Origin of the sequence: Phycicoccus sp. Soil748, assembly GCF_001428025.1 — a bacterium.
Taxonomy (GTDB): domain Bacteria; phylum Actinomycetota; class Actinomycetes; order Actinomycetales; family Dermatophilaceae; genus Pedococcus.
In genome coordinates this window covers 60,286-85,140 of the sequence record NZ_LMSC01000012.1, presented here as the reverse complement: position 1 = coordinate 85,140, position 24,855 = coordinate 60,286, and the positions used below count along the sequence as shown (strand labels likewise).

The window sequence follows — 24,855 nt, the reverse complement described above, 5'->3', positions numbered from 1 at the left end:
ACGCTCCCTAGGGCCGGCCGCCCCGGGGCCGACCTCCCTCGCCACCTGCCGCCCCGCCGTGCCGCAGCCGGATGCCGTCCTCGAGCTCGCCCTGCTCCAGCACCAGCTCGAGGTCGCGCAGGGCCCCGGTGAGCTCGGGCAACCACCGCTGGTCCAGCACGCGCAGCCGGCGCCGGGTGAGGGTGACCTCGGCATCGAGGCGGCGCACCGCCTCCTCGGTGACGGCGAGCGCGGCCCCGGCCTCCACCATCCGCCAGGCCGCGGTGGTCGCGGGCGCGAGGGCGGCGTTGGACCACAGGCGCTCGAGCTGCGGGCCGGCGCGGGTCAGGCTCGCCTCGACGGGGTACGTCACGCCCATCGAGCTCGCCCACGCGACGGTGACACGCACCTGCTGGGCACTGCGCGCCAGCTCGAGCGCGTCCTCCCCGCCGAGCAGGGCCGCCCGGCGCAGCCAGGTCGCGGCGTCCTCGCACGCCCCCGACCAGTCGTGGCGCTGCTGGTCCAGCACCGCCACCAGCTGCCGCCGCTCGGGCAGCAGGATGCGCAGCCGGCGGTCCATCTGCTCACGGCCGCGCCGCGCGGTCTGCAGCCGACGCCGCAGCCAGACGCGCCCCGCCCGCCCGGGTGGGACCGAACGGTGGCCCGTGGTCACGGCCCCACCCCGTAGCGGTCGAGCAGGTCCGACGGCAGCATGGCCAGCTCGCGGCGCGGAAGCGTGCCGACGACCTGCCAGCACCGCCGCAGGGTCTCGTCGAGGGTGCGCCGCTCGGTCCGGGCCTGGTGCACGAGGTCGCGCTCGAGGTGGTCCTCGAGCTGGAGGTAGAGCCGGTCGGTGGCGCTCAGGCCCTCGGTGCCGACGAGCTCTGCCAGCTCGGCCACGTCGCGGGCCCGGGCCAGGGCGGCGAGCAGCTGCGCCGCGACCTCCACGTGTCCCTCGCGGGTGTGCCCCGCCCCGGCGCCGTTGCGCATCAGCCGCGACAACGACCCCAGCGGGTCGACGGGAGGGTAGACGCCGCGCGAGTGGGCCTCGCGGCTGAGGACCACCTGTCCCTCGGTGATGTACCCGGTGAGGTCGGGCACGGGGTGGGTGATGTCGCCCGCGGGCATGGTCAGGACCGGCACGACCGTCACCGAGCCGGGTGTCCCCTCGATGCGCCCGCAGCGTTCGTAGAGGCTGGCGAGGTCGCTGTAGAGGTAGCCGGGGTAGGCGCGCCGGCCCGGCAGCTCGCCGCGGGCGGAGGACACCTCGCGCAGCGCCTCGGCGTAGCTGGTCATGTCGGCCAGCACGACGAGGACGTGCCGGCCTAGCTCGAACGCCAGGTGCTCGGCCACGGTCAGGGCGATGCGGGGCGTCAGGATGCGCTCGATCACCGGGTCGTCGGCGGTGTTGAGCATGAGCACCAGCTCGCCGGCGTCGAGGCGCTCCTCGAGCACGTCGCGCACCGCATCGGCGTCGGCGTGGGTCAGCCCCATGCCGGCGAACACCACCGAGAAGGGGTCGCCGCCGGCGGTGGACTGGGCGGCGATCTGCGCGGCGAGCTCCAGGTGGGGCAGGCCGGCGGCGGAGAAGACCGGGAGCTTCTGGCCGCGGACCAGCGTGGTGAGGGCGTCGATGACGGAGATGCCGGTGAGGACGGGCTCGGCCGGTGAGACCCGGCGGGTGGGGTTGAGCGGGGCCCCGGCGACCGCGGCGGTGCTGGTGCCGGTGATGGGCGGGCCGCCGTCGACGGGCTCGCCGCGGCCGTTGCACACCCGGCCCAGCCAGCCCGGGCCGACAGGCACCCGCAGCGGGCTCCCGGTGAACACCACGCCCGTCGTCTCGGGCACCAGCCCGTCGGTGCCCTCGAGGACCTGCACGACGGCGACGTCCCGGTCGACCTCGAGCACGACCCCGTGGCGGTCACCGCGCTGCGTCCCGTCGGTGCGCACCCGGACCTGCGCGAACTCGTCCCACCCGGTGCCCTGCACCGCCGAGAGGACCAGCAGCGGGCCGTGCACCGCCACGACGCCGTGGTGCTCAACACGGAGCAGGGCCGGGCCGCGGGGGCGCGGGCTCACCGCAGCATCCCCAGGCGCTGGAGCATGACCTGCTGGCGCTCCACGACCGGACCGCTCTCGTCCGGGGGGCACTCCTGCGCCGCCCGCAGCACCGGGGAGAAGTCGACCTCCTCCACCTCGGACGCCGTCACCCCCTGCGCCACCAGGTCCTGGCACTCGTCGACGACCGCGAGCACCAGGTCGACCAGGGCGGCCGTCTTGGCTGCCGAGCAGTGGATGTCGTGCGGCGACAGCGCGCTCTGCTGCAGGACCCCCTCACGCAGGAGGCGGCCGGCCAGCAGCGCGACGCGCTCGGCCCCCGGCAGGGCGTTGACGCCGACGAGGGCGGCCAGCGCGCCGAGCCGGTCAGCCTCGGCGAGGAGCCCGACCACCCGCCCGCGCCGCACCGCCCACTCCGGGTCGCCGTGGCGGGTGTACCAGGCGCCCACCGCCTCCGCCTCGCGCGAGAAGCTGCCGGACCAGGCGACCGCCGGGTAGTGGCGCGCGTACGCGAGGTCGCGGTCCAGGCCCCACACCGCCCGGACGAACCGCTCGGTGTGGGCGGTCACGGGCTCGGTGAGGTCTCCACCGGCCGGGGAGACCGCGCCGATGATCGTGACCGACGCCGCGTCCCCACCGAGGGTCTCCACCCGACCGGCCCGCTCGTAGAAGGCCGCGAGCGCCGACGGGAGCTCGGCCGGGTACCCCTCCTCGGCGGGGAGGGCACCGGAGCGGGACGCGAACTCGCGCAGCGCCTCGGCCCACCGCGACGTCGAGTCGGCGATGACCACGACCTCGTACCCCATGTCGCGGAAGTACTCGGCGACGGTGACCCCGCTGTAGATGCTTGCTTCGCGCGCCATCATGGGCATGTTGGAGGTGTTGGCGATGATGACGGTGCGCTCGGCCAGCCGCCGGCCGGTCGCGGGGTCGGTGAGCTCGCGGAGCTCGGCCAGCACGTCGGCCATCTCGTTGCCGCGCTCGCCGCAGCCGACGTAGACGATGACCTCGGCGGTGCACCACTTCGCGATCTGCTGCAGCAGCATCGTCTTCCCCGTCCCGAACCCGCCGGGCACCGCCACGGTGCCGCCGCGGGCCACCGGGAACACCGCGTCGAGCACCCGCTGGCCGGTGAGCAGCGGCTCGGACGCCCCGAACCTCGCGCGGACCGGCCGCGGCCGGCGCACGGGCCAGTCCTCGACCGCCCGCACGGCTTCACCACCGACGGTCACGAGCGGCTCGGCAGCCGCCCGCACGCCGGCCGGCGCGACCCAGTCCACGGTGCCCGTCAGGCCCGGCGGCACGAGGACGCGGTGCTCCAGGGCACCGGTACCGGGCAGGGTCCCCAGCCGCGTGCCGGCAGAGACCTGCGCACCCACCGCCACCCCCGGCTCCCACTGAACCCGGGCGGTGCCGGCCGCGGGCCTGCCCGCATCGGCCGTCAGCCAGGTGGAGGCGCCGAGCAGCGGGCGCAGCAGGCCGTCGAAGACGCCACCGAGGAGGTGCGGCCCCAGCCGCGCCGACAGCGGCCGGCCCAGGGCGCGCGCGGGCTCACCCACCGCGAGGCCGCCGGTGTACTCGTAGGCCTGGACGGTGGCCACCGAGCCGCGCAGCGCGACGACCTCGCCCGGCACCCCGAGGCCGCCGAGGGCGACGAGCTCGGACATGGCCACCTCCGAGAGCCCGTCGACCTCGACCAGCGGACCACTGACCCGCGACACCCTCGCGCCGGTGCTCAGGAGGTCGTCCACAGCGCCTCCAGGTCCAGCCCGTCGACGGCCCGGCGGGCGAGGACGTCGACCGAGGCGTCGAGCACCCGGCCGTCCGCGGCCACGGCCTGCAGACCACCGTCTGCCGTGACCCGCACCTGCGCCGGCCCTCCGAGCGCGTCCCGCAGGACGGCCTCGAGCCGGTCCCGGTTGCCCGGCCGGTCGAGCAGGTCCCGGACGGCCTGACCTGCCGCCTCGCGCACCTGCGCGTGCAGGGCCGCCTGTGCCTGCAGGAGCGTGGTGCGTCCCCGGCGTCGCGCCGCGGCGAGGTCGGCCGCCACCAAGTCGGCACCCTCGGCGCGCCCCTGCTCGGCGGCGGCAAGGACCGTGGCGTCGATCCTGCGACGCACCTCGGCCACCGACGTCGTGCCCTCGTGCTCGGCCGTCCACACCAGCTCCGCGGCCTCGTGCGTCGCGCGACGCAGGAGCGCACCCACGAGGGGCTCGAGCGCGGACGCCGCCGGGTCGAGGGCCGGGTCTGGAGCAGGGCGCGAGCGGGTCACCGCGGTCATGGCGGCACCACCACGGTGAGGGGCGCACCCGGCGCCAGTCGCGCGTCACCCAACGCCGCCGATGCCAAGGAGGTGAGCACCACCAGCCCGCTGCCCTGCAGGCGGGCCCAGCCCTCTCGCGCCTGGTCGGGTGTCTCGGCCGCGTGGACCGCCACGCCCACCAGGCGCAGGGCGCCGAGGGCCGTCTCCTCGCCCAGGGCGGCCACGTCGCGGGCGTCGCGCCCGGTCGCCGGGGTGGTCATGCCCGGCCGATGAGGATGACGGAGACGATGAGCCCGTAGATGGCGATGCCCTCGGCCAGCCCCACGATGACCATCGCCCGCCCGAACAGCTCGGGCCGTTCGCTGATCGCCGCGAGGGCCGCCGAACCCGTGTAGGCGACGGCGATGGCCGCACCGATCGAGGAGCCCGCCACCGCGATGGCCGCACCCAGAAGTGCCGACCCGTTGGCCGTCCCTGCCGACGCCGCCGTCGTCGCGGCGGTCACCGTCGCCGTGGCGGTGCCGGGGTGCTGTGCCGCTGCCGAGGGGCCGGCGCGGGTCGCGAGCTCGACGAGCACCAGCGCGCCCACGAGCAGGACGCCGTTGGCTGCCGCGACCCACCGCAGCCGTCGGCCGCCGCGGCGCAGGAGCAGGTGCGTCGACGCGCTGACGACGGCGACGGCCGGCAGGGCGATGAGCCAGGTCAACATGGGACCTCCTGGGTGAGGGGCTCGGTCGAGAGCTCGGTCGAGAGCTCGGTGGAGGGCCCGCCGGAGGGCTCGCTCGTGGCCGGCTCGACGGGGTCGACGGGGTCGGTGGTGATCGGCACGTGCCAGGGTCGGAACGGGACGCCCTCACTGTCGAAGACGCGGGAGAACAGCTCGTAGTACTCCAGCCGCAGGGCCTGGATGGCCGCGACGAGACCCTCGAGCGCAAAGGTCACCGCGTTGCCGACCACGAAGAGCACCACCGCACCGATGACGGCGAGGCCACCGCCCGACCAGAGCCCGGTGGTGCCGTCCCACACCACGGCCCCGAGCGCCGCGTGCGTCAGCCCGAACGCCGCGAGCCGGGCGAAGCTGACGAGGTTGGAGCCCAGCCGCACGACGAGGTCGAACAGCTCCACCGCTGCCTCCGCCGCCCCGCCGGCGCCGCCCCCTGAACGCGCCAGCAGCCCCACGTACGCGGTCGTGAGCCCGGCCACCGCGAGCACCACCGCCGCAGCCAAGAGGGCGCCGTACCCGAGGTAGGCGCCGGCCACGGCGGCCACCATCGCGAGGAACAGGGTCGAGCCGGCGAGCCCGGACGGGGCGTAGGCGGCGCGTCGCCACCCGCCTTCCCGATAGCGGTTGACCGTGCCCAGCGCGTACGCGCCCGCGAGCAGGACGCCACCCACCCCGACGCTCGCGGCCAGCAGCTCGACCGGGCTGGCGACCGGGTCCAGCCACAGGGTCGGCAGGACGCCGGTGGGTCCGAAGACCTCGCCGTAGAGGGCGCCGAAGACGATGCTGCACAAGCCCGCGCCGGCCAGGAAGAGCCAGACCCGGCGCCCCGCCCGCATCCACGGCCGGGGCCGCCAGCGCAGGACGAGCGCCGCGATGAGCAGCAGCAGCCCGTGGCCGGCGTCGGCGAACATCATCCCGAACATCACGACGTAGGCGAGGCCCGCCAGCAGCGAGGGGTTCACGTCGGCGTAGGGCACGGTGGCATACGTCTCGACGAGGGGGGCGAAGTCGCGGGAGGCACCGGTCTCGCCGAGCAGGGTCGGCGGCTGCAGGCCGCGCGGCCGAGCCAGTGGCACGACCGCTCCCCCGCACCTCCCCACGCGGTGAGCCAGGGCGGGTATGCGGTCGGCCGGCACCCACCCGACCAGGGCCGACACCCCACTGCGCGTGAGGGCCTGCGCCACCCGTTCCTCGACTTCCGCCTCCCCCGCCACGAGGTCGAGCCTCCCGAGCCGCTCCCAGCGGTCGAGGTCGGGTCCCTGCGGCGACAGGGCCGGTGCCGGGCGGTCGCCGGGCTGCAGCCGCCCGAGCCGCCGGGCGGCGGCCGTCGCGGCGCCCACGCTGTCACCGTCCGGCACGGCGTCGTCGAGCTGCAGGGTCCCCTCGTCGGCGGCCTGCACCAGCACGTCCCGCAGCGCGTCGGCGCACGCGGCGAGCGCCACCCGTTGCATGACGACGGGCTCGAGGGCCTCACGCCACCTCATGGGCGTCCTCCCCCGGGCCGAGGGCCGACCCCAGCGCCGACCGGAGGTCCGACCCGACTCCCGAACCGCGAGCCGACTCGCGAGCGGACCCCTGGGCCGACCCACCGTTGCCGCCGAGGGCGGCGAGCTCGAGGGCCGCCCGCACCCGCCAGGCGTCGACCGAGAGCAGGGCCACCGCCCCCACGAGCACCTCGTGGCCGGGAGGGCTGCGCCGCACCATGGCGCCGGCGTCGCGGTCGACCCGCCGCCACCACCGCGCCTCGGCGCGCCACAGGTCGTGGGGCCCGGACACCCCGGTCAGGGCCCACGAGGCCGTCCGCGGCAGGGCCCCCACGAGCTCCTGCACCGAACCCGCGCGCACGGCGGCCCAGCCCACCACCCGGGCTGCTGCGACCCGGCACGGCTCCGGCAGCGGCCCCTGCCCCGCCTCGAGCTCGCGGGCGAGCAGCAGGGCCACCGAGCCCGCAGCCCAGGGCGTCGCCTCCGGCACCACCGACACGAGCCGGTCCGCGGCCACGGCCTCCATCGTCACGCCGACGGCCCGGAGGTCGTCGCTGCCGGGGTCACCCCACGCCGAGGTGGCCAGCTCCTGTCTCACCTCCGCGGGCGTCGTGGCCCCCTGCACCCGCTGCCAGGCGGTGCCGAGGCCGGCGAGCCGGTGCGGGGCGCGCGGCCGGCGACCGGCCAGGGACTCGAGGTGGTCGAGGGTGTTGGCGACCTCGACCGGCGCCACCATCGCGCGCAGGATCGCCACGCCCTCACGCGGCGACCAGCCGGCGAGGACCCGCAGGTTCCACACCATGGTGTCGACGACCGCGTGCTGCGCCTCGGCAAGCGTCTGGCCCGCCCGCACGTCGTGGCCGTAGGTCGAGGCGGCGAGGAGCTCGACGGCGTCCTCCCACGAACCGGCCTCACCGAGGCGGGTGGCACCGGCCGACCCGAGTCGGCGGCTGGTCATGGCGCGAGCGCGGACGCCGACGGCCACCCACCCCGCACTCATGGTCGACCACCGGGGCCGGTGTCACGTCCCGGTGCCTCCGCCAGGAGCGCCCTCACCGAGGCCACGACCTGCTCCCGGTACGTCGGCAGGAGCTCGCCCAGGCGGACGCCGAGCCGGGAGGCGTGGGCCGCTGCATCGGCCTCCACCACCGCGCCACGGGAGTCCGCCTCGGCCAGCTCCTGAGCCCTGGCATGCGCCCGTGCCGTCGCCGCCCGGGCGGAGGAGTCCGCCAGCAGCCGCTCGACGGCCAGGGCGTCGCGGGTGCGCGCCCGGTCGGCGTCGCGGCGCCCCTGCTCCACGACCTCGCGGCAGTGGGCCAGGGTCGGCGCGAGCGCGGTGAACACCGGCTCCAGCTCCTCGGCGAGGTCACGCGCCCGGTCGGCAGGCACGCCGGCCGGCGTGGCCGAACCCGGCCCGCCCGCGGGGCGGAACCGGTACAGCAGGTCACGGACTCGGGGCACGCGGTCCTCCTCTCCCCTCGCCACGGTAGGCAGCGCACCGAACGTCCCGAGGGGACATAGGTCCCGGGCCGCAGGGGCCCGCCGCTCCTAGCCTGAAGAGGCAGGACCAGCGACCGGTGACCCGGCCGACCCAGCGAGGTGAGCGATGTCAGATCTCGAGCGCAGCCGCATACGCAAGGAAGCCGCGGACGCCGTCACGGCGCGGGCACCACGCGACTCCGACCAGGCCGTCGACACCGCCTTGAGGCGCTACCTCGGGATCGCGATGTTCGACGCGCTGCGCCGTCGCAAGGACGCCCGCCGATCTCCCACGGCAGGCCCCGTTGAGCACGCGTCGACGGAGCAGGAGCCGCGGTCATGACTCGGCGGGTCGAGGAGATCCTGTCGTGGTACCCCGCCTCCAGCCACCGCACCCTGGCCAACCTGCGCCGCATCCTCGAGCAGGGCCGCACCGGCGGCTCCGGCAAGCTCGTGGTGCTGCCCGTGGACCAGGGCGTCGAGCACGGGCCGGCGCGGAGCTTCGCAGCGAACCCGGCGGGCTACGACCCGCGCTACCACGCCCGGCTCGCGCTCGACGCCGGGTGCAGCGCGCACGCACTGCCCCTCGGCGCAGCCGAGCTCGTCGCCCCGACGTACGCGACCGAGCTGCCCCTCATCCTCAAGTGCAACGGCTCCGACTCGCTCTACACGGGGGCCGACCCCGAGCCCGCCGTCGTCGCGACGGTCGAGGACGCGCTGCGCCTGGAGTGCGCCGCGGTCGGCTTCACGATCTACCCCGGCTCCGCCGCCCGCAACCACATGTACGAGGACCTGCGCCGGCTCGCGCGCGACGCGGCCGAGGCGGGGCTGCCCCTCGTGGTGTGGTCCTACCCGCGCGGGTCCGGTGTCTCGACCGAGGGACGCACCGCGGTCGACGTCGTCGCGTACGCGGCGCACCTCGCCTGCCAGCTCGGCGCGCACGTGGTCAAGGTGAAGCCCCCGACGCACCTCATCGAGAACGACGCCGCACGGGCCGCGCTGGAGAAGGCAGGTGTGCCGCTGGAGACGCTCGCGGACCGGGTACGGCACGTGGTGCAGTCGGCCTTCGACGGCCACCGCATCGTCATCTTCTCCGGGGGCGCGGCGAAGGAGACCGCAGCGGTGCTCGAGGAGAACCGGCAGACGGCACTCGGTGGCGGCTTCGGGACCATCATGGGCAGGAACTCGTTCCAGCGGCCCCACCAGGAGGCGATCCAGCTGCTGCACAACGTGATGGACATCCACCTGGGCGAGTAACGACCGGCGTCAGCCTGGCGGAGGCCCGTGCGACGGCCCGTGCGACGGCCCGGGTGAGCGGTTGCCCGGCTGGGCGGACCGCAGGGAGTAGACGGTGGTCCGGATGCGGTGGATCGTCGTGTCGAGCGACTCGGCCATCTCGAGGACGCGGGAGTGCACGGCGGTGTCGGTCTGCACCCTGCCGGCCAGTCCCTGCAACCCCATCCCGACGCTGAACAGCTCGGTGATCACGTCGTCGTGCAGCTCCGCGGCGATCCGGTCGCGGTCCAGCAGCAGGTTCATCAGCTCCTGGTCGGACCGGCTGCGGTCGAGCTCGATGGCCAGCCCGGCGTGGGCGGCGAAGAGGGAGAGGTGCTCGACGTCCGACGCGGTGAAGACGGGCCGGTTGGCGAGCCGGGCGACGCTGAGGGTGCCGAGCACCTCGTCGCGGGCCTGGAGCGGGACGATGACCAGCGGGCCGAGCATCGCGGTGTCGCCGTCACCGAGCGTGCTGCCGTAGTCCTGGATGAGGCGCGGGGCCCCGGTCGTGAACACCCGGCCGGCATGGCTGCCGTCGATGTCGATGGGCAGGTCGGAGACCTGGCCGGCGAGGATCCCGGCCGCGGCGTCGACCCGGAGGGTGCCGGGCTCGACCCCGGGGACGGCGATCGCGGCGAGGTCGGCGTCGGCCCCGAGGGCCGCGTGCCTGGCCACCTGGGCGGTGGCGCGCTCGCCACCCTTGAAGAGATCCTGGGTCAGCAGCGTCGACGCGGAGAGCCACCGGCGCTGCTCCTGGACCTCGGTGTGCACGCGGGAGTTGGCGATCGCCGTGGCCGCACTGTGCGCCAGGGCGGTCACGAGCTGCTCGTCCTCGTCGCTGAACTCGCCGTTCGCGCTCTCGGTGAGGTAGAGGTTGCCGAACACCTGGTCGTGGACGCGGATGGGCACCCCGAGGAAGCTGCGCATCGGAGGGTGGTTCTCGGGGAAGCCGACGGCGGCCGGGTGCTCAGCCAGGGCGCGCAGCCGCAACGCCTCCGGGTGCTCGACCAGCTGGCCGAGCAGGCCGAGGCCCTTCGGCGGGTCTCCGATCAGCGCCACCGTCTCGGCATCCATGCCAGAGTGGATGAACTCCACGAGGTGGCCACCCCGCACCACGCCCAGGGCGGCGTACCGTGCGTCGACGAGCTCCCGTGCGGCTTCGACGACGTGGCGAAGCACCACGTGCACGTCGAGGTCGCCGCTGAAGGCGGCGATGGCACGCAGCAGTGCCCGGAGGCGCCCCTGTGTCGCGAGGACGTCCGCAGCCTGGCTGGTCAGCGCGAGCAGCGTTTCCTCGAGCGCCAGCCGGGGGGCGTCCGGGAAGGTCAGCCTCGGCGGCCCCGACCCGTCGCGCCCGGCCCCATGGTCGTTCCTGCCGTCATCCACTCCGCACCTCCGCCACGATCGACCCCGATCTCCGTGCGGAACAGCACCGTGGTCACCGGCGCCCGGACCTCCAGCATAGGCACTGGTCAGACGCTTGCCCACAAACTCTCGAGGCGGCCCTGACGACCACCGCCGCGGGGACGTTCGCCCCTTACCTGTGCATCCCCAGCAGGACTACTCCTGGAGCATGAGATCGACCTGGGCAACGGCCGTAGCGGCCCTGCTGATGGCCGGGTGCAGCACCGGTGGAGGACCAGCGCCGTCCACGACGGTGGGGCCCACGACCGCCGCCACGTCCTCCAGCACGACGTCCTCCCTCACTTCGACGACGACTCCTCCGACGACCCGGACGACCCCGCGCCGCACCACGACCAGCAGCACGGCGACCCGCCCGTCCGCGCGGCCGACCACCCCGTCCCCCAGGCCCTCACCTCACCCCTCGACGTCCAGCAGGACCACCCCGCCGGTCACGAGCCTGCCGCCGGCCCTGCGCGACGGCGTCGTCACCCGCCTGCCCACCTCGTCGCGGGTCGTGGCGCTGACCTTCGACGGCGGGGCGGGCAGCCAGGGCGCGGCCACCATCCTCGCGACGCTGCGGGCCCAGGGCGTGCCGGCGTCGTTCTTCGTCACCGGGAAGTTCGCCGCGGCCAACCCCTCCACCACACGCCAGATGGCGGCCGTCGGACCTGTGGGCAACCACACGTGGAGCCACCCGGACCTGACCACCGTCGGCAGCAGCACCCTGCAGCAGGAGCTGTCGTTCACGCGCAGCGCCATCCTGGCCGCCACGGGCAAGGACCCCCGACCCCTGTTCCGGTTCCCCTTCGGCGCCTACGACTCCCGGGTGCTGGGCCTCGTCCACGCCCAGGGCTATGGAGCGGTCGGGTGGACCACCGACTCCCTGGGGTGGAAGGGCACGTCCGGCGGCATGACCGTGGACAGCGTCGTCGCCCGCGTGCTCGCCGGCCGCACCCCGGGCCAGGTCGTGCTGATGCACGTCGGTGCCAACCCTGACGACGGCACGACCTTCGACGCCGCAGCGCTGCCGCGCATCATCGCCGGCTACCGTGCAGCGGGCTACGGCTTCACCACCCTGACGGTGCTCACCCACTGAGGCCGTGAAGGCAGGTGGCCCGGCGGGTCACAGCGCCACCACTCCCTTGACGACCGTGGCCAGGGCGCCGGCCATCGCGAGCACCACGACGGCCCTGCTCGCCCGGTCGGCGGGCACGCGTCGCGACAGGAGCTCGCCGAGCAGCAGGCCGACACCGAGTGCGCCCACGGACACCGCCAGCGCCGAGGGCGGAAGGTGCGGGGGTCCCTTGGTCGCGAGCGAGGCGAGGTTCACCAGGACCGCGTAGAACTGGAACGTCGCCACGAAGCGGTGGTGCTCCCAGCGGGTGCTCACCGCGTACAGCACCATCGCCGGTCCGCCGACCCCCGCGGTGACGTTCATGAAGCCGCTCGCCGCTCCGGCCCCCACCGCTCCGGTCGTGCCGTGCAGCACGGCCGTGCGCGGGCCGAGCTGTACCAGGCCGAGGGCCAGGAGCACGATCGTGCCGGTCACGACGAGCAGCACGGGCGCGGGCACCGATCGCGCGACGAACGCGCCGAGCGGGACGACGGCCAGGGCGGGTACGGCAAGCAGGATCCCTCGACGCCACTCGACGTCACGCCAGGTGCGTGCGAGCACCACGACCCCCACGAGCAGGCTCAGGACGTTGGCCAGGATGATCCCGTCGAACGCCCCGGTGGCGAGGACCAGCAGCGGCGCGGCCACCAGGGCGAACCCGACCCCGGTGACTCGCTGGGTCACCGCGCCCGCTGCGACGCCGAGCGGCAGGAAGAGCAGGTCCGCGGTCATCGTCGCTCGCTCACAGCCCCAGGGACAGGTACCGCACGTCTTGGAACTCCTCGAGCCCCAGGGCCGCGCCCTCGCGGCCGAGGCCCGACTGCTTGACCCCACCCATGGGCGCGAAGCACACCGACGGGAGGGCGTTGTTGGCCCCGATGATGCCCACCTCGAGCCGCTCGGCCATCCGCCAGACGCGGCTGACGTCGCGCGACCAGAAGTACCCGGCGAGCCCCATCTCCGTGCCGTTGGCACGCCGCAGGGCCTCGGCCTCGTCGCGGAACGAGAACACCGCGGCCACGGGCCCGAACACCTCGCTGCGCGCCAGGTCGGCGTCGTCGGGGACGTCGGCCAGCAGGGCGGGGGCAACGTACGTGCCCTGGGCCGGGAGGTCGAACGACCGCGTCAGGCGGGTGGCACCTGCGCCGAGCGCCCCGTCCACCATGCCCTGGACGGCCTCCACACGGCTCTGGTCGATGACGGGTCCGAGGTCCGGCAACGGGTCCGCCAGGCCGTTGCCGACGCTCATGGCGTCGATGGCCTCGGTCAACCGGCCGGTGAACTCCTCACGGACCGACTCGTGCACCACGAAGCGGTTGGCTGCGATGCACGACTGGCCGGTGTTGCGGAACTTCGCGAGCATCGCGCCCTCGACCGCTGCGTCGAGGTCGGCGTCCTCGAACACGACGAAGGCCGCGTCACCGCCGAGCTCGAGCAGCGGACGCACGATGCGGCGTGACGCCGACGCCATGATCTCGCGGCCCACCTCGGTCGAGCCGGTGAAGCTCACGGCCCGGACTGCGGGGTGGTCGAGCAGCGCCTGGGTGACCGCACGCGCCGGCCCGTGCACGAGGTTGACGACTCCGGCGGGCACGCCGGCGTCGACGAGGCAGCGGACCAGCTCGGTGACGGCCAACGGCGCCTTCTCCGAGACGCGGGCGACCACGGTGCAGCCGGCGGCCAGCGCGGGGGCGAGCTTGCGGGCCTGGATGGAGCACGGGAAGTTCCACGGGGTGAGGGATGCCACGACCCCCACCGGGCGCGTCAGGGTGAGGTGACGTCGCCCGGGTGCCTCGTGCGGCACCACCTCCCCTGCCGGGCGCCGCGCCTGCTCGGCGAACCAGCGGAAGTACTCCGCCGAGAACGCGACCTCCCCCACCGCCTCCGGGAGCCGCTTGCCCGCCTCGACGGCGAGCAGGCGACCGATGTCGTCCGCCCGGGCGGTCATGAGGTCGGCAGCCTCGCGCAGGATGTCGGCCCGCGACCTCGCCGGCAGGTCTGCCCAGTCCTCGAAGGCCGTCGCCGCCGCGTCGGCGGCACGGGTCGCGTCCCGCGGGCCACCCCACGCGAGGTGGCCGGCGAGGCTGCCGTCGGCGGGGTTGGTCACGTCCACCTGCTCGTCGTGGGTCTCCCAGCGCCCGTCGATCAGGGACTTCGCCAGAGCGGTCACGGTGTCTCTCCTTGGTGCCGGCGGCCGTTCACGGCCGGGTTCGGGGGTGGGTCCTGGCTGGGGCGCGGTCAGCGGACGAGCACGTCGGGCCGGAGGCGGCCGCCGACCTCGAGCGACGGCCACGCCGGGTCGTGCACGAGGGCCTGCGGACCGGACGTCCCGACGACGGCGGTGTCCTCGACCTTGAGCCCCGCCGCGCTGGGGTTCCAGGCCACGACCGACCCGTCGGTCAGCCCGAGGTCGCTGCCTCGGTGCGCCGGGAACTCCCGTGGCTGGAAGCCCGACAGCCCCCCTTGGTGGTGGCGGTGCCACTCCTCGGGGTCGAAGCCGTGGTGTGCGTAGGCGGCGACGCCCTCGGCGAAGGCGTCGCCCAGGCGGCGGCCGGGTCGGCTGGCGTCCAGGAACGCCTGCTCCACGGCGAGCAGCCTCGCGTAGGCGTCCTGCGCCTCGGTGCCGAGCGGGCCGAAGGAGACGATCCGGGTCACGCTGGCCACGAGGCCGTGGCGGCGGGCGCAGCACACCAACATCGCACGGCTGCCCAGCACCTCGAGGGTGGGCAGCGGGTGTCGGTGCGGCCCCGGGCGAGCCCCGCCGCCGACCATGAGCACGACAGGGTCCATCCCGGCAGCCATGAGCTCGGCCGCGAAGAGCCCCGCGGCCGCGTACTCCGTCGTCCCCGGGGTGAGCCGCGCCGCGGTACGGGTGGCCGCCGCCGCCGCGTCCCGGCCGACCTCGGCGAGCAGGGAGCGCTGCCGTGGTGACAGCGTCCGCCGCAGCCCGGTGACGGCCGGCGCGACGTCGACGCTCCCGGGCGTCGGGCGGTCGCTGCCCGTGCCGTCGCCCGAGGGCAGGGCGGCGTCACGGGGCTCCCACCACGGCACGACCTGCCACTCGACCGGCAGGTCGCCGAGCTCGGTGTCGCGCAGCCGCGGGGCCTCGATGGCGTTCGTGACCACGGTCGGCCTCGGTGTCGCCCCCTCGGTGTCGACCACCACGTCGAGGCAGGCGCTGTCGAGCGTGAGGGGCACGTGGACCCGCGACTCCAGCAGCCAGGCGAGCGTCGCGGGGTCACGCAGCACGAGGGTCCGGACGCCGGCGGCCGAGGCCACGTCGGCGAGACCGGCCAGCCGGCCCTCGAAGGCCGCGCGACGGTCATCCATGACGAGTAACCCGTGATGAGACCTTTTGCGTGCCAATGACTTCCACAGCGTCGCCCGTGAGGTGGGCACGGGTGGCACTGCCGTCGAAGCCGGTGAGGGTGAGGTCGGTGTCGGCGGCCTCCCCGTACGCGTGGAGCGTCCACGGCCGCCCGAGCAGGTCGTCGGTGGAGCGGACCTCGCCGTCGACCTCGACCCTGGGTAGAACCGCCCCGCTGCGCACGAGCACCGGCATGGCGTCGAGCGCCACGGTGGCCTCCCTGAAGCCGGGGCCCGTGCAGGTCTCGTCGGTGAGCAGGTCGTGCCACTGCCCCTCAGGCACGTAGAAGCGGCGGGTCACCGGGGCGTCGCCGTCGTCGAACACGGGCACGACCAGCAGGTCGGACCCGAGCATGAAGGCGTCGTCGACGGACTGGGCGACGCGGTCGTCGGGGAACTCCAGCCCCAGCGGCCGCATCACCGGCCAGCCGCGGGACGCGGACTCGTGGGCGACCTGCCAGAGCGTCGGCAGCAGCTCGTAGCGGAGGCGGACCCACCGCCGGGCCGCCTCGAGTGCCACCTCCCCGAAGGCCCAGGGCTCACGCGGGCGCAGGCCGTGGGCACGCATGAGCGGGGAGAACGCCCCGAACTGGGTCCACCGCACGTAGAGGCCGGGCGTCAGCTCCGGGCCGAAGAACCCGCCGATGTCGTGGCTCCAGAAGCCTGGAGCGCTCACGGCGTAGGAGAGCCCGCCCCGGACCGTGGCCTGCATGCCGGCGACGGTCGACTCGGCGTCGCCTCCCCACTGGCCGGGGTAGCGCTGCGACCCGGCCCACCCGCTGCGTCCCCAGACGAGGGGGGCGCGCCCCGTGCAGCGGGCGATGGCGTCGCTGACGGCGCCGTTGTACCGCAACGCGTACACGTTGTGGGCATGGTTGGGCGGTGTGCCGTCGTGCAGCTGCACGTCGTCGGGCAGGGCCTCGCCGAAGTCGGTCTTGAACACGGCCACGCCGTCGTCGAGGAACGCCTCGTGCATGCCCTGCCACCAGGCGACGGCGTCCGGGTTGGTGAAGTCGACCAGCGCGCGCATCCGCCCGTCGGGGGTCGGTGTCTTCTGGATGCCGGCGAGGCTGCCGTCGGTGCGCCGGACGAGGTAGCCCTTGTCGCGGGCGTCCTCGAACCGCGGGCTTGCCGGGTCGAGGTAGGGCAGCTCCCAAACGGACAGGCGGATCCCCAGCTCCCGCAACGTCTGCACGAGCTCACGGCGGTCGCCGAAGCGGCTCTCGTTCCAGATGAAGTCGCAGTTGAGGCGGTCGACCACGAGCCAGTCGGGGTCGAGGTGGACGACGTCCAGCGGCACCTGGTGCTCACGCATCGTGTGCGCGACCTCGAGCACCTCGTCGCGGCTGTGGTAGCGGCAGCGACCCATCCAGTACCCGAACGCCCACAACGGCGGCACCGGTGGTCGGCCGGTGAGGGCGGTGTACGCCGTGAGGCGCGTCTTGGGCGTGCCGCCGGCGACGAGGTACAGGTCGACGGCCTCGTCGTCCACGCCGAGCCCGAGCACCGACGGCCGCCGGTGGCCCACGTCCGCCGTGACGACGGCACCGGTGTTGACGAAGCCGGTGTACCCGGCGGTCGAGTGCCACACCGGCACCGGCTTGTAGGCCATGCCCGTCCCGGTGCCGCACGCGTCCTCACCGCGCAGGACGAGGCGCTGGCCGTTCTTCACGAGGCGGCTGAACTGCTCACCGAAGCCGAGGACGTCCTCGTCGGGGGCGAGCTCCAGGTTGAGGGTCAGGCCGCTCGGGTCCGCGATGGCGGTGGGCGCCATCATCAGCCCTGCCACCTGCCGCAGGCGGTGGGCGGAACGCAGCAGCGTCCGGCCGTTCGCCGGGTCCTCCAGCGTGAGCGTGAACGGCGCACGCCCTATGCGCAGCCGGGCCCCGGCGGTCGAGACCACGACCTCGCCTGCCGTCTCCTCGACCACCAGCGGGGCGGCCTGCGGGGAGGGGTCGGTCACGATGCCGAGCCAGGTGCCGTCGTCGGCCAGCACCTGTGCGCCGGCGGGGGCCAGCGTGAGCCGGAGCGCCTCGGGCGAGGGCGCGCTGACACGCAGCTCGTAGGCCGTCGCGTCAGTGGGCGGGAGGTCGAGGTCCGGCAGGTTGGGCATGGACGTCTCGATGCCCTGTTCGAGGGGCGGCTCCCCAGTCAGCCAGCCGGGCATGATGCCGAGCTGCACCGCAGGGAGGGCGTCGACCGACACCAGCACGGAGCCGGAGTCGTCGCGGCGCACCGACGTGACGCGCCGCAGCAGGAGGGTCTGGCCCACGGTCATCCCTTCACCGAGCCTGCCGTGATGCCGGCCACGAAGTAGCGCTGCAGGAAGACGTACGCCACGACGAGCGGCGCCGAGGCGACGATGACTCCCGTGAACAGCAGCGGGTAGTTGGTCAGGAACTCGCCCTGGAAGTTGAGCAGGGCCAGGGGCAGCGTCGTCTTGGCCGGGTCGTGGATGAACAGCAGCGGGTAGAGCAGGTCGTTCCACTGGATGACGAACAGGAAGATGGCGGTGGCGGCGAGCGACGGGACCGAGACCGGCAGCGCGATCGAACGGTAGGTGCGCCAAGGGCCCGCCCCGTCGATGGACCCGGCCTCGAACAGCTCCCGGGGCAGGGTGCGCATGAACCCCGTCATGATGAAGACCGCCACCGGCAGGGTGGCCACGATCTCGATGAGGACCAGCCCGATGCGGCTGTCGAGCAGCCCGAGGCTCTGGAAGAGCACGTACTGCGGGATCATGTTGGACTGCGCAGGGACGGCCATGCCCAGGACGAGGAAGCCGTAGACGACCATCCCGCGCCAGCCCGGGATCCGCGCCAGGCCGTAGGCGGCGAGGCTGCCCACCGCCAGGGTGATGACGACGGCCGACAGGGTCACGACGGTGCTGTTGACGAACGCCGTCGCCATGCTCGCGTCGGTGAGGACGGCCCGGTAGTTGCCCGGTGACAGCGACGAGGGCGGCGCGAACGGCGCGTCGAACAGCTGCTTGGTCGACTTGAACGAGCCGCTCAGGACGACGAAGAGGGGGACGATGATGAGCAGGGCGTAGATGCCGAGGATGACGCGTCGACCGATCGAACCAGCCATCAGGAGCTCCTTTCACACACCGTGCTGGGTGAGCCGGACGGCCCGCCGCTGCAGGAAGCTGACGAGGGCGATGATGACCATGAACACCACGGACTCCGCTGCGGCGTAACCGAACCGGGAGTTGGTGAAGGTCGTGTAGATGCGCGTGGACAGGATGTCCAGCGAACCCTTGGGGGGGTTGCCACCCAGGCCGAGGATGAGGTCGAACGCCTTGAAGGACTGGATGGTCGTGTAGGCGACCACGATGGCGGTGGCCGGTGCGATCAGCGGCCAGGTGACGTAGCGGAACCGCGCCCAGGTGCCGGCACCGTCGAGCTCGGCCGACTCGTACAGCTCCTCGGGTATCTGCTGCAGGCCCGCCACGAAGATGACCATGAGCTGGCCCGCGTGGGCCCACACCTGGGCCAGCGCGACCCAGTAGATGGCCTTGGACGCGTCACCGAGGAAGGCGCCCTGCAGGCGGTCGAGCCCCACTCCCCCGAGCACCTGGTTGATGAGCCCGAAGTTGGGGTCGTACATGAACTTCCAGACGAACGCGACCGAGACCGACGACAGGATCGCGGGAAGGAAGAACAGGGCCCGGAGGGCGGTCGAGGACTTCGAGTTGCGTTGCAGCAGCAAGGCCAGGAGGAGCGACAACGCGGTCTGCGCGATGACGACGACCAGCAGGAACTTGACGTTGTTGGTCAGCGCCCCGCGGAACAGGTCGTCGTTGGTCGTGATCCTGCTGAAGTTGCCGCCACCGACGTTGGAGAAGGCCGAGCTGATGCCGTCCCAGTCGGTCACGGAGTACTGGAACGCCTGCAGCGTCGGCCCCACGAAGAAGATCACGTAGATCACCACGGCCGGCAGCGGGAACAACCAGAGGGCGGGGTGCACCTTGGGCGCCCGGCCGCCGCCACGGTTCCTCCGCAGCGCCACGCGCGGTTCTCCCGTGCGGACGGCAGGGCTCTTCTCAGACACGGACATCTGAAGCTCCTAGCCCTTGCGCTGCTGGTCCACGACGCGCTGGGCGTCGGCAGCGGCCTGCTCCGGCTTCTTCCCCCCGACGACGGCGACGCAGGCGCCCTCGACCGCCGAGCGGACGTCCAGGTTGTTGAACTGGAACCGGGGCGCGAGCAGGGTCTTCTTGTCCAGCCACGGCGAGAGCGCCTTGAGGTCGGGGTTGGTGTACTCGACACCGCTCACCGTGACGTGCTGGCTCGTGCCGTTGGCGTACTGGCCGGCCACCTCCGGCGTCGACAGGTACTCCAGCCACGCGACACCGGCCGCCTGGTGCTTGGACTTGCTGTTGACGCCGAGCACGAAGGTCGCGTTGTAGATGCCCTCGTACTTCGCCTTGTCGGCCGTCGTCGTGATGGGCGACACCAGGTCCATCGCGAACTTCGCGCCGAGCGCCCGCACCGCGGCGATGTGGTAAGAGCCGGTGGCCAGCATGGCGGCCTTGCCGGTGGCGAAGATCTGCTGGCAGGGCTCGACGGCCGTGCCGGTGCTGTTGGCCTGGAAGTAGGGCTTGAGCTCGACGTACTGCTTCAGCGTCTGCAGGAACCAGTCGTCCGTGCACTTCAGCTCGCCGGCCTCGATCTTGGCGCACATGTCGTCGCTGGGCGCGTTGTTCATGACCATCGAGTTGAAGAGCTGGCCCGCGTTGCCCGGGTCGCCGCCGGGCCAGGCGATGGGCACCACCCCCTGCGACTTGAGCTTGTCGCACAGCGCCAGGAAGGAGTCCCAGTCCTTGGGCGGTGTGCTGCCGCCTGCCTTGGCGACGAGCTCCTTGTTGGTCACCGGCATGTTGAAGACGACCTGGTAGGGGAAGCCGAGCTGGGTGCCGCCCGACTTGCCTGCCGCGATGAGGTCGGCACTGAAGTTCTTCGCCCACGGCTGGCCGGACAGGTCGGTGTAGATGCCCGCCTTGGCCATGTCGACGAACTGGGCGCCGCGGAAGGCCGTGAAGACGTCGCCGACCGAGCCGCCGCGGATGCGCTGCAGCGCCGAGGACTGGTAGTCGTTCGAGGGCGAGATGTCCTGGCGCACGGTCACGCCCGCGTGCTTGGTCTGGAAGTCCTTGATCAGCTTGTCGAAGACCTCCTTGTCCTCGGCCCGCCAGTGGGCGAACGAGATGTCGCCGCTGGCCGACGCGCCCGACTTCGGCGCTGTGGCGCTGGCCTTGCCGGCGGTGCTGCCCGGGCCGACGCAGGCTGCGGCCGTGGCGCCGACCGCGCCCATCCCGAGGACCTGCAGGACCGTGCGACGGGTGATGTGCGGTGCCTTCGACGTGGTGCTCATGACTGCTCCTCGGTGGGTTGGGTGGGGGCGGGGGCGAACTCGACGACGGGGATGCCGAGCTGGTCGGCAGCGGTCCGCAGGGCGGGGCGGACATCGGTCCAGGCCAGGACCGTGTGGTGGGGGAAGCCGTGGGTGACCAGCGACCGGACGAAGTCCTCGGCCGGGGTGTCCAACCGCACGGCCGCCGTGTTGCCCTGGAAACGGTTGGGCTCGGCGACCGACTCGCCGGCGGCGATGAGCAGCCTGAGGCCACGTGCGGGGTCCTCGGTGAGCCGCGCCATGACCACGGGACCGGTCCTCAGCGGGAAGTTGCCGGCCACGCCGATCTTGCGGTTGCAGTGCACCGACTGGGTGGCCTCGGAGGGGTCTGCGGCCAGCGACGTGGCCGCGGCACCGCAGTGCCACAGCCGCACCACGTTGGCGGCAGCGTCGAGGTCCACGGTGTCGACGAGGTAGGTGGAGCCGGACCCCAAGGCCTCGAGCAGGGTCATCGTGATGGCCCCGTACACGTCGCGCTCGCAGGCCGTGGGCGTCCCGGCATCGGCCATCCGGGACAGCGACGAGCACGGGCACACGCCCAGCGACCCCGGGAACTCCGGCCAGCACCGGATCGCCATGGCGGAGAGCCCGGCCGCGGCCTGCCAGCCGCGCAGGGCCGTGGTGACGCACGCGGACAGCTGCTGCTGGGCCGGGTCGACCGCACCGAGCGAGGGCTGGGCGGCCAGGGCATCGGCGTGCTCTGCGTCCGCCTCGTCGTCGGGCACCGCGCCCACCCGGTCGAACATGTCCTCGACGGTGATCTCCTCGACCCGGATGCCGAACAGGGACTCGACGAGGTCCGGGTCGTAGTGGCTGGGCGTGAAGCCGGAGGGGGCGTCGCCGACGAGGCCGAGGGTGCGACCACGCAGTGAGGCGAGGGCAGCGCCCACGCCGGGCTCGTCGTCCGAGCGCGCTCCCCGGGTGGTCGGGAGAGCGGGCGCGTCCGGGAGCCGGCCGGCGAGGGCGGCCTCCAGGGCCGCGCGGACCTGCGGCTCCCCGGGGTCGCCGTAGACGAGCCGCGGCGCGCGGCCCGCGCGGGTGACCAGGGCGTGCCCGAAGAGGTTGGCGCCACAGAGGCTGTTGAGCCAGAGCCGGTCGCCGACGGGGCCCGGCTCCCGGAACGACCAGAGCAGGACCGGCACGTCGAGGTCGGCATAGAGCCGCAGGGCGGGGGTCGCGTCGGAGAAGGAGGCGCAGACGTTGACCACCAGGTCCGCCTCCGACAGGGCGTACGTGCTCGCCTTCTCCACGTCCTCGGGCGTCATGACGAGCTCGGTGGGCCCGCTGACGTCGGCGCCGAGCTCCACCAGGAGCGCTCGCGCCTCGGCGGCTCGCTGCGCGGCGACGTCGACGGCGAAGGTCGGTCGTGCCGTGGGCACCACCACCACGCGGGTGCTGCGCGAGGGGGCAGGCACCGTGGTCATCGTGACACCGCCTCGTCGACCAGCTCGCCCAGCTGCTGCAGGCGCGGCACGGACACCTCGGTCAGGTCGCGCTCGAGGTCGTCGCTGCCGATGACCGACGCCCAGACGGCGCGTCCGGCGAGGAACCCCGACGCGCCCTCCTCGCAGGCCATCCGCACGGCCTGGGGGAACACGTCGGCCGGCACGCCGGAGGAGAGCACCACCCAGGGTGACGACACCGCATCCGTGATCTCGGCGCACCGCCGGCGCATCTGCTTCTCGTCGCCCAACCCCTTGCCGGGCACCTCGGCCTTGTAGAGGTCGACGCCGAGGTCCCCGAGCTCGCGCGCCGCCTCGACCACGCATGCGTCCCAGTCCCAGTCACGTCCGTCCCTGGGCGCCTTGGCCACAGGCTCGATGATGCTCACGAGGCCTGCCTCGCGGCATCGCTCGCGGAACTCCCGGACCATCTCGACCCGGCCGGCGGGGTCCTCGTCCGGTCGGTGGATCACGAGCAGCTTCATGGCGACCGCGCCCTGCGCCCTGACCTCGGTGGGGTCGACCGCCCGGTCGATCTCGACGGCGGTGACGTACTCGCCGTTGCCCGCGATGAAGTGGTCTGCTGCGGCGATGAGCCCGCAGGCCGGCGCGACGGCGGACTCCTCCACGACGGCATCGAACGCGAACTGCTTGTCCACGAGCACCGCCGAGGCGTGGGGGCTGAGGATCCGGGTCGCCGCGACCTTGAACCGTCTCAGCTGCTCGTCGATGACCGGGGCGTCCTGGTGCTGCTCGAACATCCCCCGCATCGCCTCGCGCTGGTCCACGGCCAGCATCGCGAAGGCGCCGCTGGGGCGGGCGATCGACGACAGCGTGTACGCCGTCGGGCTGGGGCTGCTGCTCACAGGGGCTCCTCGGTTCGGGTCAGGCGGGTGCGGGTCGGGCGGGTTCGGGTCAGGCGGGTGCGGGGTCAGGCGGGTTACGGGTCAGGCGGCTGGGGTCAGGCGGGCCGGGCGGTGCGCGCCCGCTGGTGGGCCTCGACGTCGTCGTGGGTGGGGATCGCCGAGCGGCCGTCCAGGCCGAGGCAGGACAGGGCCGCCACGGTGTTGGCGTAGGCGAGGGCATCGGCCAGCGGGAGACGCCGGACGTGGGCAGCGACCAGTGCGCCGTGGAACACGTCACCGGCTCCGAGGGTGCTCACCACGTCGACGGCCTCAGCGGGGGCGGCGGCGCGCTCACCGGAGGCATCGGCCCCCAGGGAGCCCCGGCCGCCGTCGGTGGCCACGACCCGCAGGGCACCGGCGCGGAGCGCCTGGTCGAGCAGCAGCTGCGGGTCACGCGCACCGTGGATGCGTCCCAGTGCCTCGACGGTCGGCACGTACAGGTCCACGCCCGCGGGGGTGAACCCGGGGATGGGGTTCCCGGCATCGACCGAGAGGCGGGGCCGCTGCTCTACCGGGCGCTCGAGGAGGTGGCGGACCGCCGCCCACCCGAGGTGGTCGGCGTGGACCCATTCGGCGCGGTCCAGGAGGTCAGCCGCACGGCTGGTGTCGACCTCGGGCCCGGTACGGGCGCAGATCGCGCGGGTGCCGCGCCGCTGGTCGACGACGATGACGCTCGCGGCCGAGCGGGCGCCTGCACGACGGGAGACCCCGGAGACGTCCACGCCCTCCGCTGCCAGGGAGTCGACGATGAGCTGTCCGTCCGCGTCGTCACCCACGGTGCCGACAAAGGCCGCAGCGACACCGAGCCGGGCCGCAGCGACGGCCGCGGTGGCCGCAGGCCCCCCGCCAGCGAACACGAGGTCCTCGGCGACCACGCGGTCGTCCGGACCCGGGAAGTCCCCGACCAGGGCGATCGAGTCGATGGTCGCCGCCCCGACGAACACCACCGGACCACCGGTCGAGCGGGTGACTGCGCTGTCGGACATGCGGTCTCCTCGGCGGATGTCGACGTCCACACTGACGTCGCGGTCTCGGATGGTGTTAGATTAACAACGGATGTTGGAAAGTCAACACCTTGTGTGATCTATTCTTCACTGGACCGGGGCGGGGCCGCCCTGGGGAGACGGAGGGGCCGTGGGCCGCGAAGCACTGCGTTACGACACGGCGCCGGACCGCCGGCAACTCATCATGGAGCGCCTCCGCGAGAGCGGTTTCGTCTCGGTCGCGAGCCTCACCGAGGACCTCGGCGTCTCCGACATGACGGTCCGTCGTGACCTGCGCAAGCTCGCGCAGCAGGGCGAGGTCCGGCTCGTGCACGGCGGCGTGAGCGCGCTGCACGGTCCGCTCCACACCGCGGCCTTCGTCGGGCGCGCGAGCATGGACTCCGACGCGAAGAAGGCGATCGCCTCGGCGGCCCGCACCCTCGTCGCCGACAAGGACACCATCGCCATCGATGCCGGCACGACGACGTACGCACTGGCGCAGGCGCTGCCCCCGAGCTTCGACGGCACGGTGGTCACGCACTCGGTGCCCGTCGTCCAGCTGCTGCTGAGCCGCGGCCACGGGCGCGTGGTCGGGCTCGGGGGTGAGCTGCTCCACGAGAGCCAGGCGTTCGTCGGCCAGATGACGGTCGACGCCGTGCGCGGCCTGCGCGTCACGACGCTCTTCCTCGGGGCCGCGGCCGTCGACGAGCGCGGGGTCTACGTCGCGACGGACACCGAGCGGCCCACCAAGCTGGCACTCATCGATGTGGCCGACCAGGTCGTGCTGCTGGCCGACCACACGAAGTTCGCGACGTCGGCACCCGTCCTGCTCTGCCCGCACGAGAAGGTCACCACGCTCGTGACCGACGCCGAGCCCCCTGCGGCGGCGGCCGAGCACCTGCGCACCACCGGCACCCGGATCGTCATCGCGTCCTGAGCACGACCACGGCGCAGTCGCAGGACC

Annotated in this window: 25 protein-coding genes; 4 read left to right on the top strand and 21 right to left on the bottom strand. The window is 73.7% G+C overall.

Going from position 1 to position 24,855, the window contains the following annotated elements; genetic code table 11:
• Nucleotides 1-7: 7 nt before the first annotated feature.
• From ASG70_RS16630 to ASG70_RS16590, 9 genes are read right to left on the bottom strand one after another with little or no spacing between them, the layout of a single operon-like run.
• On the bottom strand, nucleotides 8-652 hold the full coding sequence (locus ASG70_RS16630) for a V-type ATP synthase subunit D (RefSeq protein ID WP_056884968.1): 645 nt from the start codon (nucleotides 650-652) through the stop codon (nucleotides 8-10).
• Nucleotides 649-2,058: a V-type ATP synthase subunit B gene (locus tag ASG70_RS16625; RefSeq protein WP_200949319.1), complete on the bottom strand. Its 1,410-nt coding sequence runs from the start codon at nucleotides 2,056-2,058 to the stop codon at nucleotides 649-651. The genes ASG70_RS16630 and ASG70_RS16625 overlap by 4 nt, the downstream gene beginning before the upstream one ends.
• Nucleotides 2,055-3,788, bottom strand: a complete 1,734-nt coding sequence (locus ASG70_RS16620; RefSeq protein ID WP_056884967.1) for a V-type ATP synthase subunit A — start codon at nucleotides 3,786-3,788, stop codon at nucleotides 2,055-2,057. The genes ASG70_RS16625 and ASG70_RS16620 overlap by 4 nt, the downstream gene beginning before the upstream one ends.
• Nucleotides 3,773-4,318, bottom strand: a complete 546-nt coding sequence (locus ASG70_RS16615; protein ID WP_056884966.1) for a hypothetical protein — start codon at nucleotides 4,316-4,318, stop codon at nucleotides 3,773-3,775. Before ASG70_RS16615 ends, ASG70_RS16620 begins: the two co-directional genes overlap by 16 nt.
• Complete coding sequence (locus ASG70_RS16610) at nucleotides 4,315-4,560, bottom strand: hypothetical protein (RefSeq protein WP_056884965.1); 246 nt, start codon at nucleotides 4,558-4,560, stop codon at nucleotides 4,315-4,317. The genes ASG70_RS16615 and ASG70_RS16610 overlap by 4 nt, the downstream gene beginning before the upstream one ends.
• Nucleotides 4,557-5,009 carry an ATP synthase subunit C gene (locus ASG70_RS16605; protein ID WP_056884964.1) on the bottom strand — a complete coding sequence of 151 codons (453 nt, stop codon included), beginning with the start codon at nucleotides 5,007-5,009 and terminating at the stop codon, nucleotides 4,557-4,559. The genes ASG70_RS16610 and ASG70_RS16605 overlap by 4 nt, the downstream gene beginning before the upstream one ends.
• Nucleotides 5,003-6,508 carry a V-type ATPase 116kDa subunit family protein gene (locus ASG70_RS16600; RefSeq protein ID WP_200949318.1) on the bottom strand — a complete coding sequence of 502 codons (1,506 nt, stop codon included), beginning with the start codon at nucleotides 6,506-6,508 and terminating at the stop codon, nucleotides 5,003-5,005. Before ASG70_RS16600 ends, ASG70_RS16605 begins: the two co-directional genes overlap by 7 nt.
• Nucleotides 6,495-7,466, bottom strand: a complete 972-nt coding sequence (locus ASG70_RS16595) for a hypothetical protein (protein ID WP_156400067.1) — start codon at nucleotides 7,464-7,466, stop codon at nucleotides 6,495-6,497. The genes ASG70_RS16600 and ASG70_RS16595 overlap by 14 nt, the downstream gene beginning before the upstream one ends.
• A gap of 38 nt (nucleotides 7,467-7,504) precedes the next feature.
• Nucleotides 7,505-7,969: a hypothetical protein gene (locus tag ASG70_RS16590; protein WP_056884962.1), complete on the bottom strand. Its 465-nt coding sequence runs from the start codon at nucleotides 7,967-7,969 to the stop codon at nucleotides 7,505-7,507.
• 145 nt (nucleotides 7,970-8,114) lie between these two features.
• Between ASG70_RS16590 and ASG70_RS16585 the strand changes: the two genes are divergently transcribed.
• Both ASG70_RS16585 and ASG70_RS16580 read left to right on the top strand, forming a co-directional pair.
• The gene (locus tag ASG70_RS16585; RefSeq protein WP_056884961.1) at nucleotides 8,115-8,330 is read left to right on the top strand and encodes a hypothetical protein; all 216 of its coding nucleotides are present in this window, start codon (nucleotides 8,115-8,117) and stop codon (nucleotides 8,328-8,330) included.
• Entirely contained in the window at nucleotides 8,327-9,244 is a 918-nt protein-coding gene (locus tag ASG70_RS16580) for a class I fructose-bisphosphate aldolase (RefSeq protein ID WP_056884960.1), read from the top strand. Before ASG70_RS16585 ends, ASG70_RS16580 begins: the two co-directional genes overlap by 4 nt.
• Before the next feature lie 9 nt (nucleotides 9,245-9,253).
• Here ASG70_RS16580 and ASG70_RS16575 read toward each other — a convergent pair whose 3' ends face one another.
• Together ASG70_RS16575 and ASG70_RS20160 are read right to left on the bottom strand one after the other, a co-directional pair.
• Entirely contained in the window at nucleotides 9,254-10,648 is a 1,395-nt protein-coding gene (locus ASG70_RS16575; protein WP_056884959.1) for a GAF domain-containing protein, read from the bottom strand.
• A gap of 174 nt (nucleotides 10,649-10,822) precedes the next feature.
• The gene (locus ASG70_RS20160; protein ID WP_235531556.1) at nucleotides 10,823-11,059 is read right to left on the bottom strand and encodes a hypothetical protein; all 237 of its coding nucleotides are present in this window, start codon (nucleotides 11,057-11,059) and stop codon (nucleotides 10,823-10,825) included.
• A 64-nt stretch (nucleotides 11,060-11,123) separates the two neighbouring features.
• Here ASG70_RS20160 and ASG70_RS16570 point away from each other — a divergent pair, with 64 nt between their 5' ends.
• Nucleotides 11,124-11,762, top strand: coding sequence for a polysaccharide deacetylase family protein (locus tag ASG70_RS16570; protein ID WP_255353872.1), 639 nt, complete (start codon nucleotides 11,124-11,126; stop codon nucleotides 11,760-11,762).
• A gap of 27 nt (nucleotides 11,763-11,789) precedes the next feature.
• Here the strand turns inward: ASG70_RS16570 and ASG70_RS16565 are convergent, their stop codons facing one another.
• From ASG70_RS16565 to ASG70_RS16520, 10 genes are all read right to left on the bottom strand, one after another.
• Nucleotides 11,790-12,512: a TSUP family transporter gene (locus tag ASG70_RS16565; protein WP_056884957.1), complete on the bottom strand. Its 723-nt coding sequence runs from the start codon at nucleotides 12,510-12,512 to the stop codon at nucleotides 11,790-11,792.
• A 10-nt stretch (nucleotides 12,513-12,522) separates the two neighbouring features.
• Entirely contained in the window at nucleotides 12,523-13,950 is a 1,428-nt protein-coding gene (locus ASG70_RS16560; protein ID WP_056884956.1) for an NAD-dependent succinate-semialdehyde dehydrogenase, read from the bottom strand.
• Between the two features lie 68 nt (nucleotides 13,951-14,018).
• On the bottom strand, nucleotides 14,019-15,110 hold the full coding sequence (locus ASG70_RS16555; protein WP_056884955.1) for a Xaa-Pro peptidase family protein: 1,092 nt from the start codon (nucleotides 15,108-15,110) through the stop codon (nucleotides 14,019-14,021).
• On the bottom strand, nucleotides 15,103-17,418 hold the full coding sequence (locus tag ASG70_RS16550; RefSeq protein ID WP_056884954.1) for a TIM-barrel domain-containing protein: 2,316 nt from the start codon (nucleotides 17,416-17,418) through the stop codon (nucleotides 15,103-15,105). Before ASG70_RS16550 ends, ASG70_RS16555 begins: the two co-directional genes overlap by 8 nt.
• 2 nt (nucleotides 17,419-17,420) lie before the next feature.
• Nucleotides 17,421-18,236: a carbohydrate ABC transporter permease gene (locus tag ASG70_RS16545; protein WP_056884953.1), complete on the bottom strand. Its 816-nt coding sequence runs from the start codon at nucleotides 18,234-18,236 to the stop codon at nucleotides 17,421-17,423.
• 12 nt (nucleotides 18,237-18,248) lie between these two features.
• Nucleotides 18,249-19,205 (bottom strand): carbohydrate ABC transporter permease, encoded by a 957-nt coding sequence (locus tag ASG70_RS16540; RefSeq protein ID WP_082590950.1) that lies wholly within the window; start codon nucleotides 19,203-19,205, stop codon nucleotides 18,249-18,251.
• 9 nt (nucleotides 19,206-19,214) lie between these two features.
• On the bottom strand, nucleotides 19,215-20,522 hold the full coding sequence (locus ASG70_RS16535) for an ABC transporter substrate-binding protein (RefSeq protein WP_056884952.1): 1,308 nt from the start codon (nucleotides 20,520-20,522) through the stop codon (nucleotides 19,215-19,217).
• Nucleotides 20,519-21,985 (bottom strand): hypothetical protein, encoded by a 1,467-nt coding sequence (locus ASG70_RS16530; RefSeq protein ID WP_056884951.1) that lies wholly within the window; start codon nucleotides 21,983-21,985, stop codon nucleotides 20,519-20,521. The genes ASG70_RS16535 and ASG70_RS16530 overlap by 4 nt, the downstream gene beginning before the upstream one ends.
• Nucleotides 21,982-22,869 (bottom strand): aldolase, encoded by an 888-nt coding sequence (locus ASG70_RS16525; RefSeq protein WP_304437986.1) that lies wholly within the window; start codon nucleotides 22,867-22,869, stop codon nucleotides 21,982-21,984. The genes ASG70_RS16530 and ASG70_RS16525 overlap by 4 nt, the downstream gene beginning before the upstream one ends.
• 95 nt (nucleotides 22,870-22,964) lie before the next feature.
• Entirely contained in the window at nucleotides 22,965-23,894 is a 930-nt protein-coding gene (locus tag ASG70_RS16520) for a PfkB family carbohydrate kinase (RefSeq protein ID WP_056884950.1), read from the bottom strand.
• Nucleotides 23,895-24,042: 148 nt separating this feature from the next.
• Between ASG70_RS16520 and ASG70_RS16515 the strand changes: the two genes are divergently transcribed.
• Nucleotides 24,043-24,828 (top strand): DeoR/GlpR family DNA-binding transcription regulator, encoded by a 786-nt coding sequence (locus tag ASG70_RS16515; protein ID WP_082590949.1) that lies wholly within the window; start codon nucleotides 24,043-24,045, stop codon nucleotides 24,826-24,828.
• Nucleotides 24,829-24,855 lie beyond the last annotated feature (27 nt).

Bases quoted from the DNA above. Each gene is read 5' to 3' on its own strand.
- ASG70_RS16530 (WP_056884951.1), bottom strand. From the start codon at position 21,985: ATGACCACGGTGCCTGCCCCCTCGCGCAGCACCCGCGTGGTGGTGGTG.
- ASG70_RS16595 (WP_156400067.1), bottom strand. From the start codon at position 7,466: ATGACCAGCCGCCGACTCGGGTCGGCCGGTGCCACCCGCCTCGGTGAG.
- ASG70_RS16585 (WP_056884961.1), top strand. From the start codon at position 8,115: ATGTCAGATCTCGAGCGCAGCCGCATACGCAAGGAAGCCGCGGACGCC.
- ASG70_RS16540 (WP_082590950.1), bottom strand. From the start codon at position 19,205: ATGTCCGTGTCTGAGAAGAGCCCTGCCGTCCGCACGGGAGAACCGCGC.
- ASG70_RS16610 (WP_056884965.1), bottom strand. From the start codon at position 4,560: ATGACCACCCCGGCGACCGGGCGCGACGCCCGCGACGTGGCCGCCCTG.
- ASG70_RS16555 (WP_056884955.1), bottom strand. From the start codon at position 15,110: ATGGATGACCGTCGCGCGGCCTTCGAGGGCCGGCTGGCCGGTCTCGCC.
- ASG70_RS16545 (WP_056884953.1), bottom strand. From the start codon at position 18,236: ATGGCTGGTTCGATCGGTCGACGCGTCATCCTCGGCATCTACGCCCTG.
- ASG70_RS16520 (WP_056884950.1), bottom strand. From the start codon at position 23,894: ATGTCCGACAGCGCAGTCACCCGCTCGACCGGTGGTCCGGTGGTGTTC.
- ASG70_RS16580 (WP_056884960.1), top strand. From the start codon at position 8,327: ATGACTCGGCGGGTCGAGGAGATCCTGTCGTGGTACCCCGCCTCCAGC.
- ASG70_RS16605 (WP_056884964.1), bottom strand. From the start codon at position 5,009: ATGTTGACCTGGCTCATCGCCCTGCCGGCCGTCGCCGTCGTCAGCGCG.
- ASG70_RS16600 (WP_200949318.1), bottom strand. From the start codon at position 6,508: ATGAGGTGGCGTGAGGCCCTCGAGCCCGTCGTCATGCAACGGGTGGCG.
- ASG70_RS16615 (WP_056884966.1), bottom strand. From the start codon at position 4,318: ATGACCGCGGTGACCCGCTCGCGCCCTGCTCCAGACCCGGCCCTCGAC.
- ASG70_RS16535 (WP_056884952.1), bottom strand. From the start codon at position 20,522: ATGAGCACCACGTCGAAGGCACCGCACATCACCCGTCGCACGGTCCTG.
- ASG70_RS16565 (WP_056884957.1), bottom strand. From the start codon at position 12,512: ATGACCGCGGACCTGCTCTTCCTGCCGCTCGGCGTCGCAGCGGGCGCG.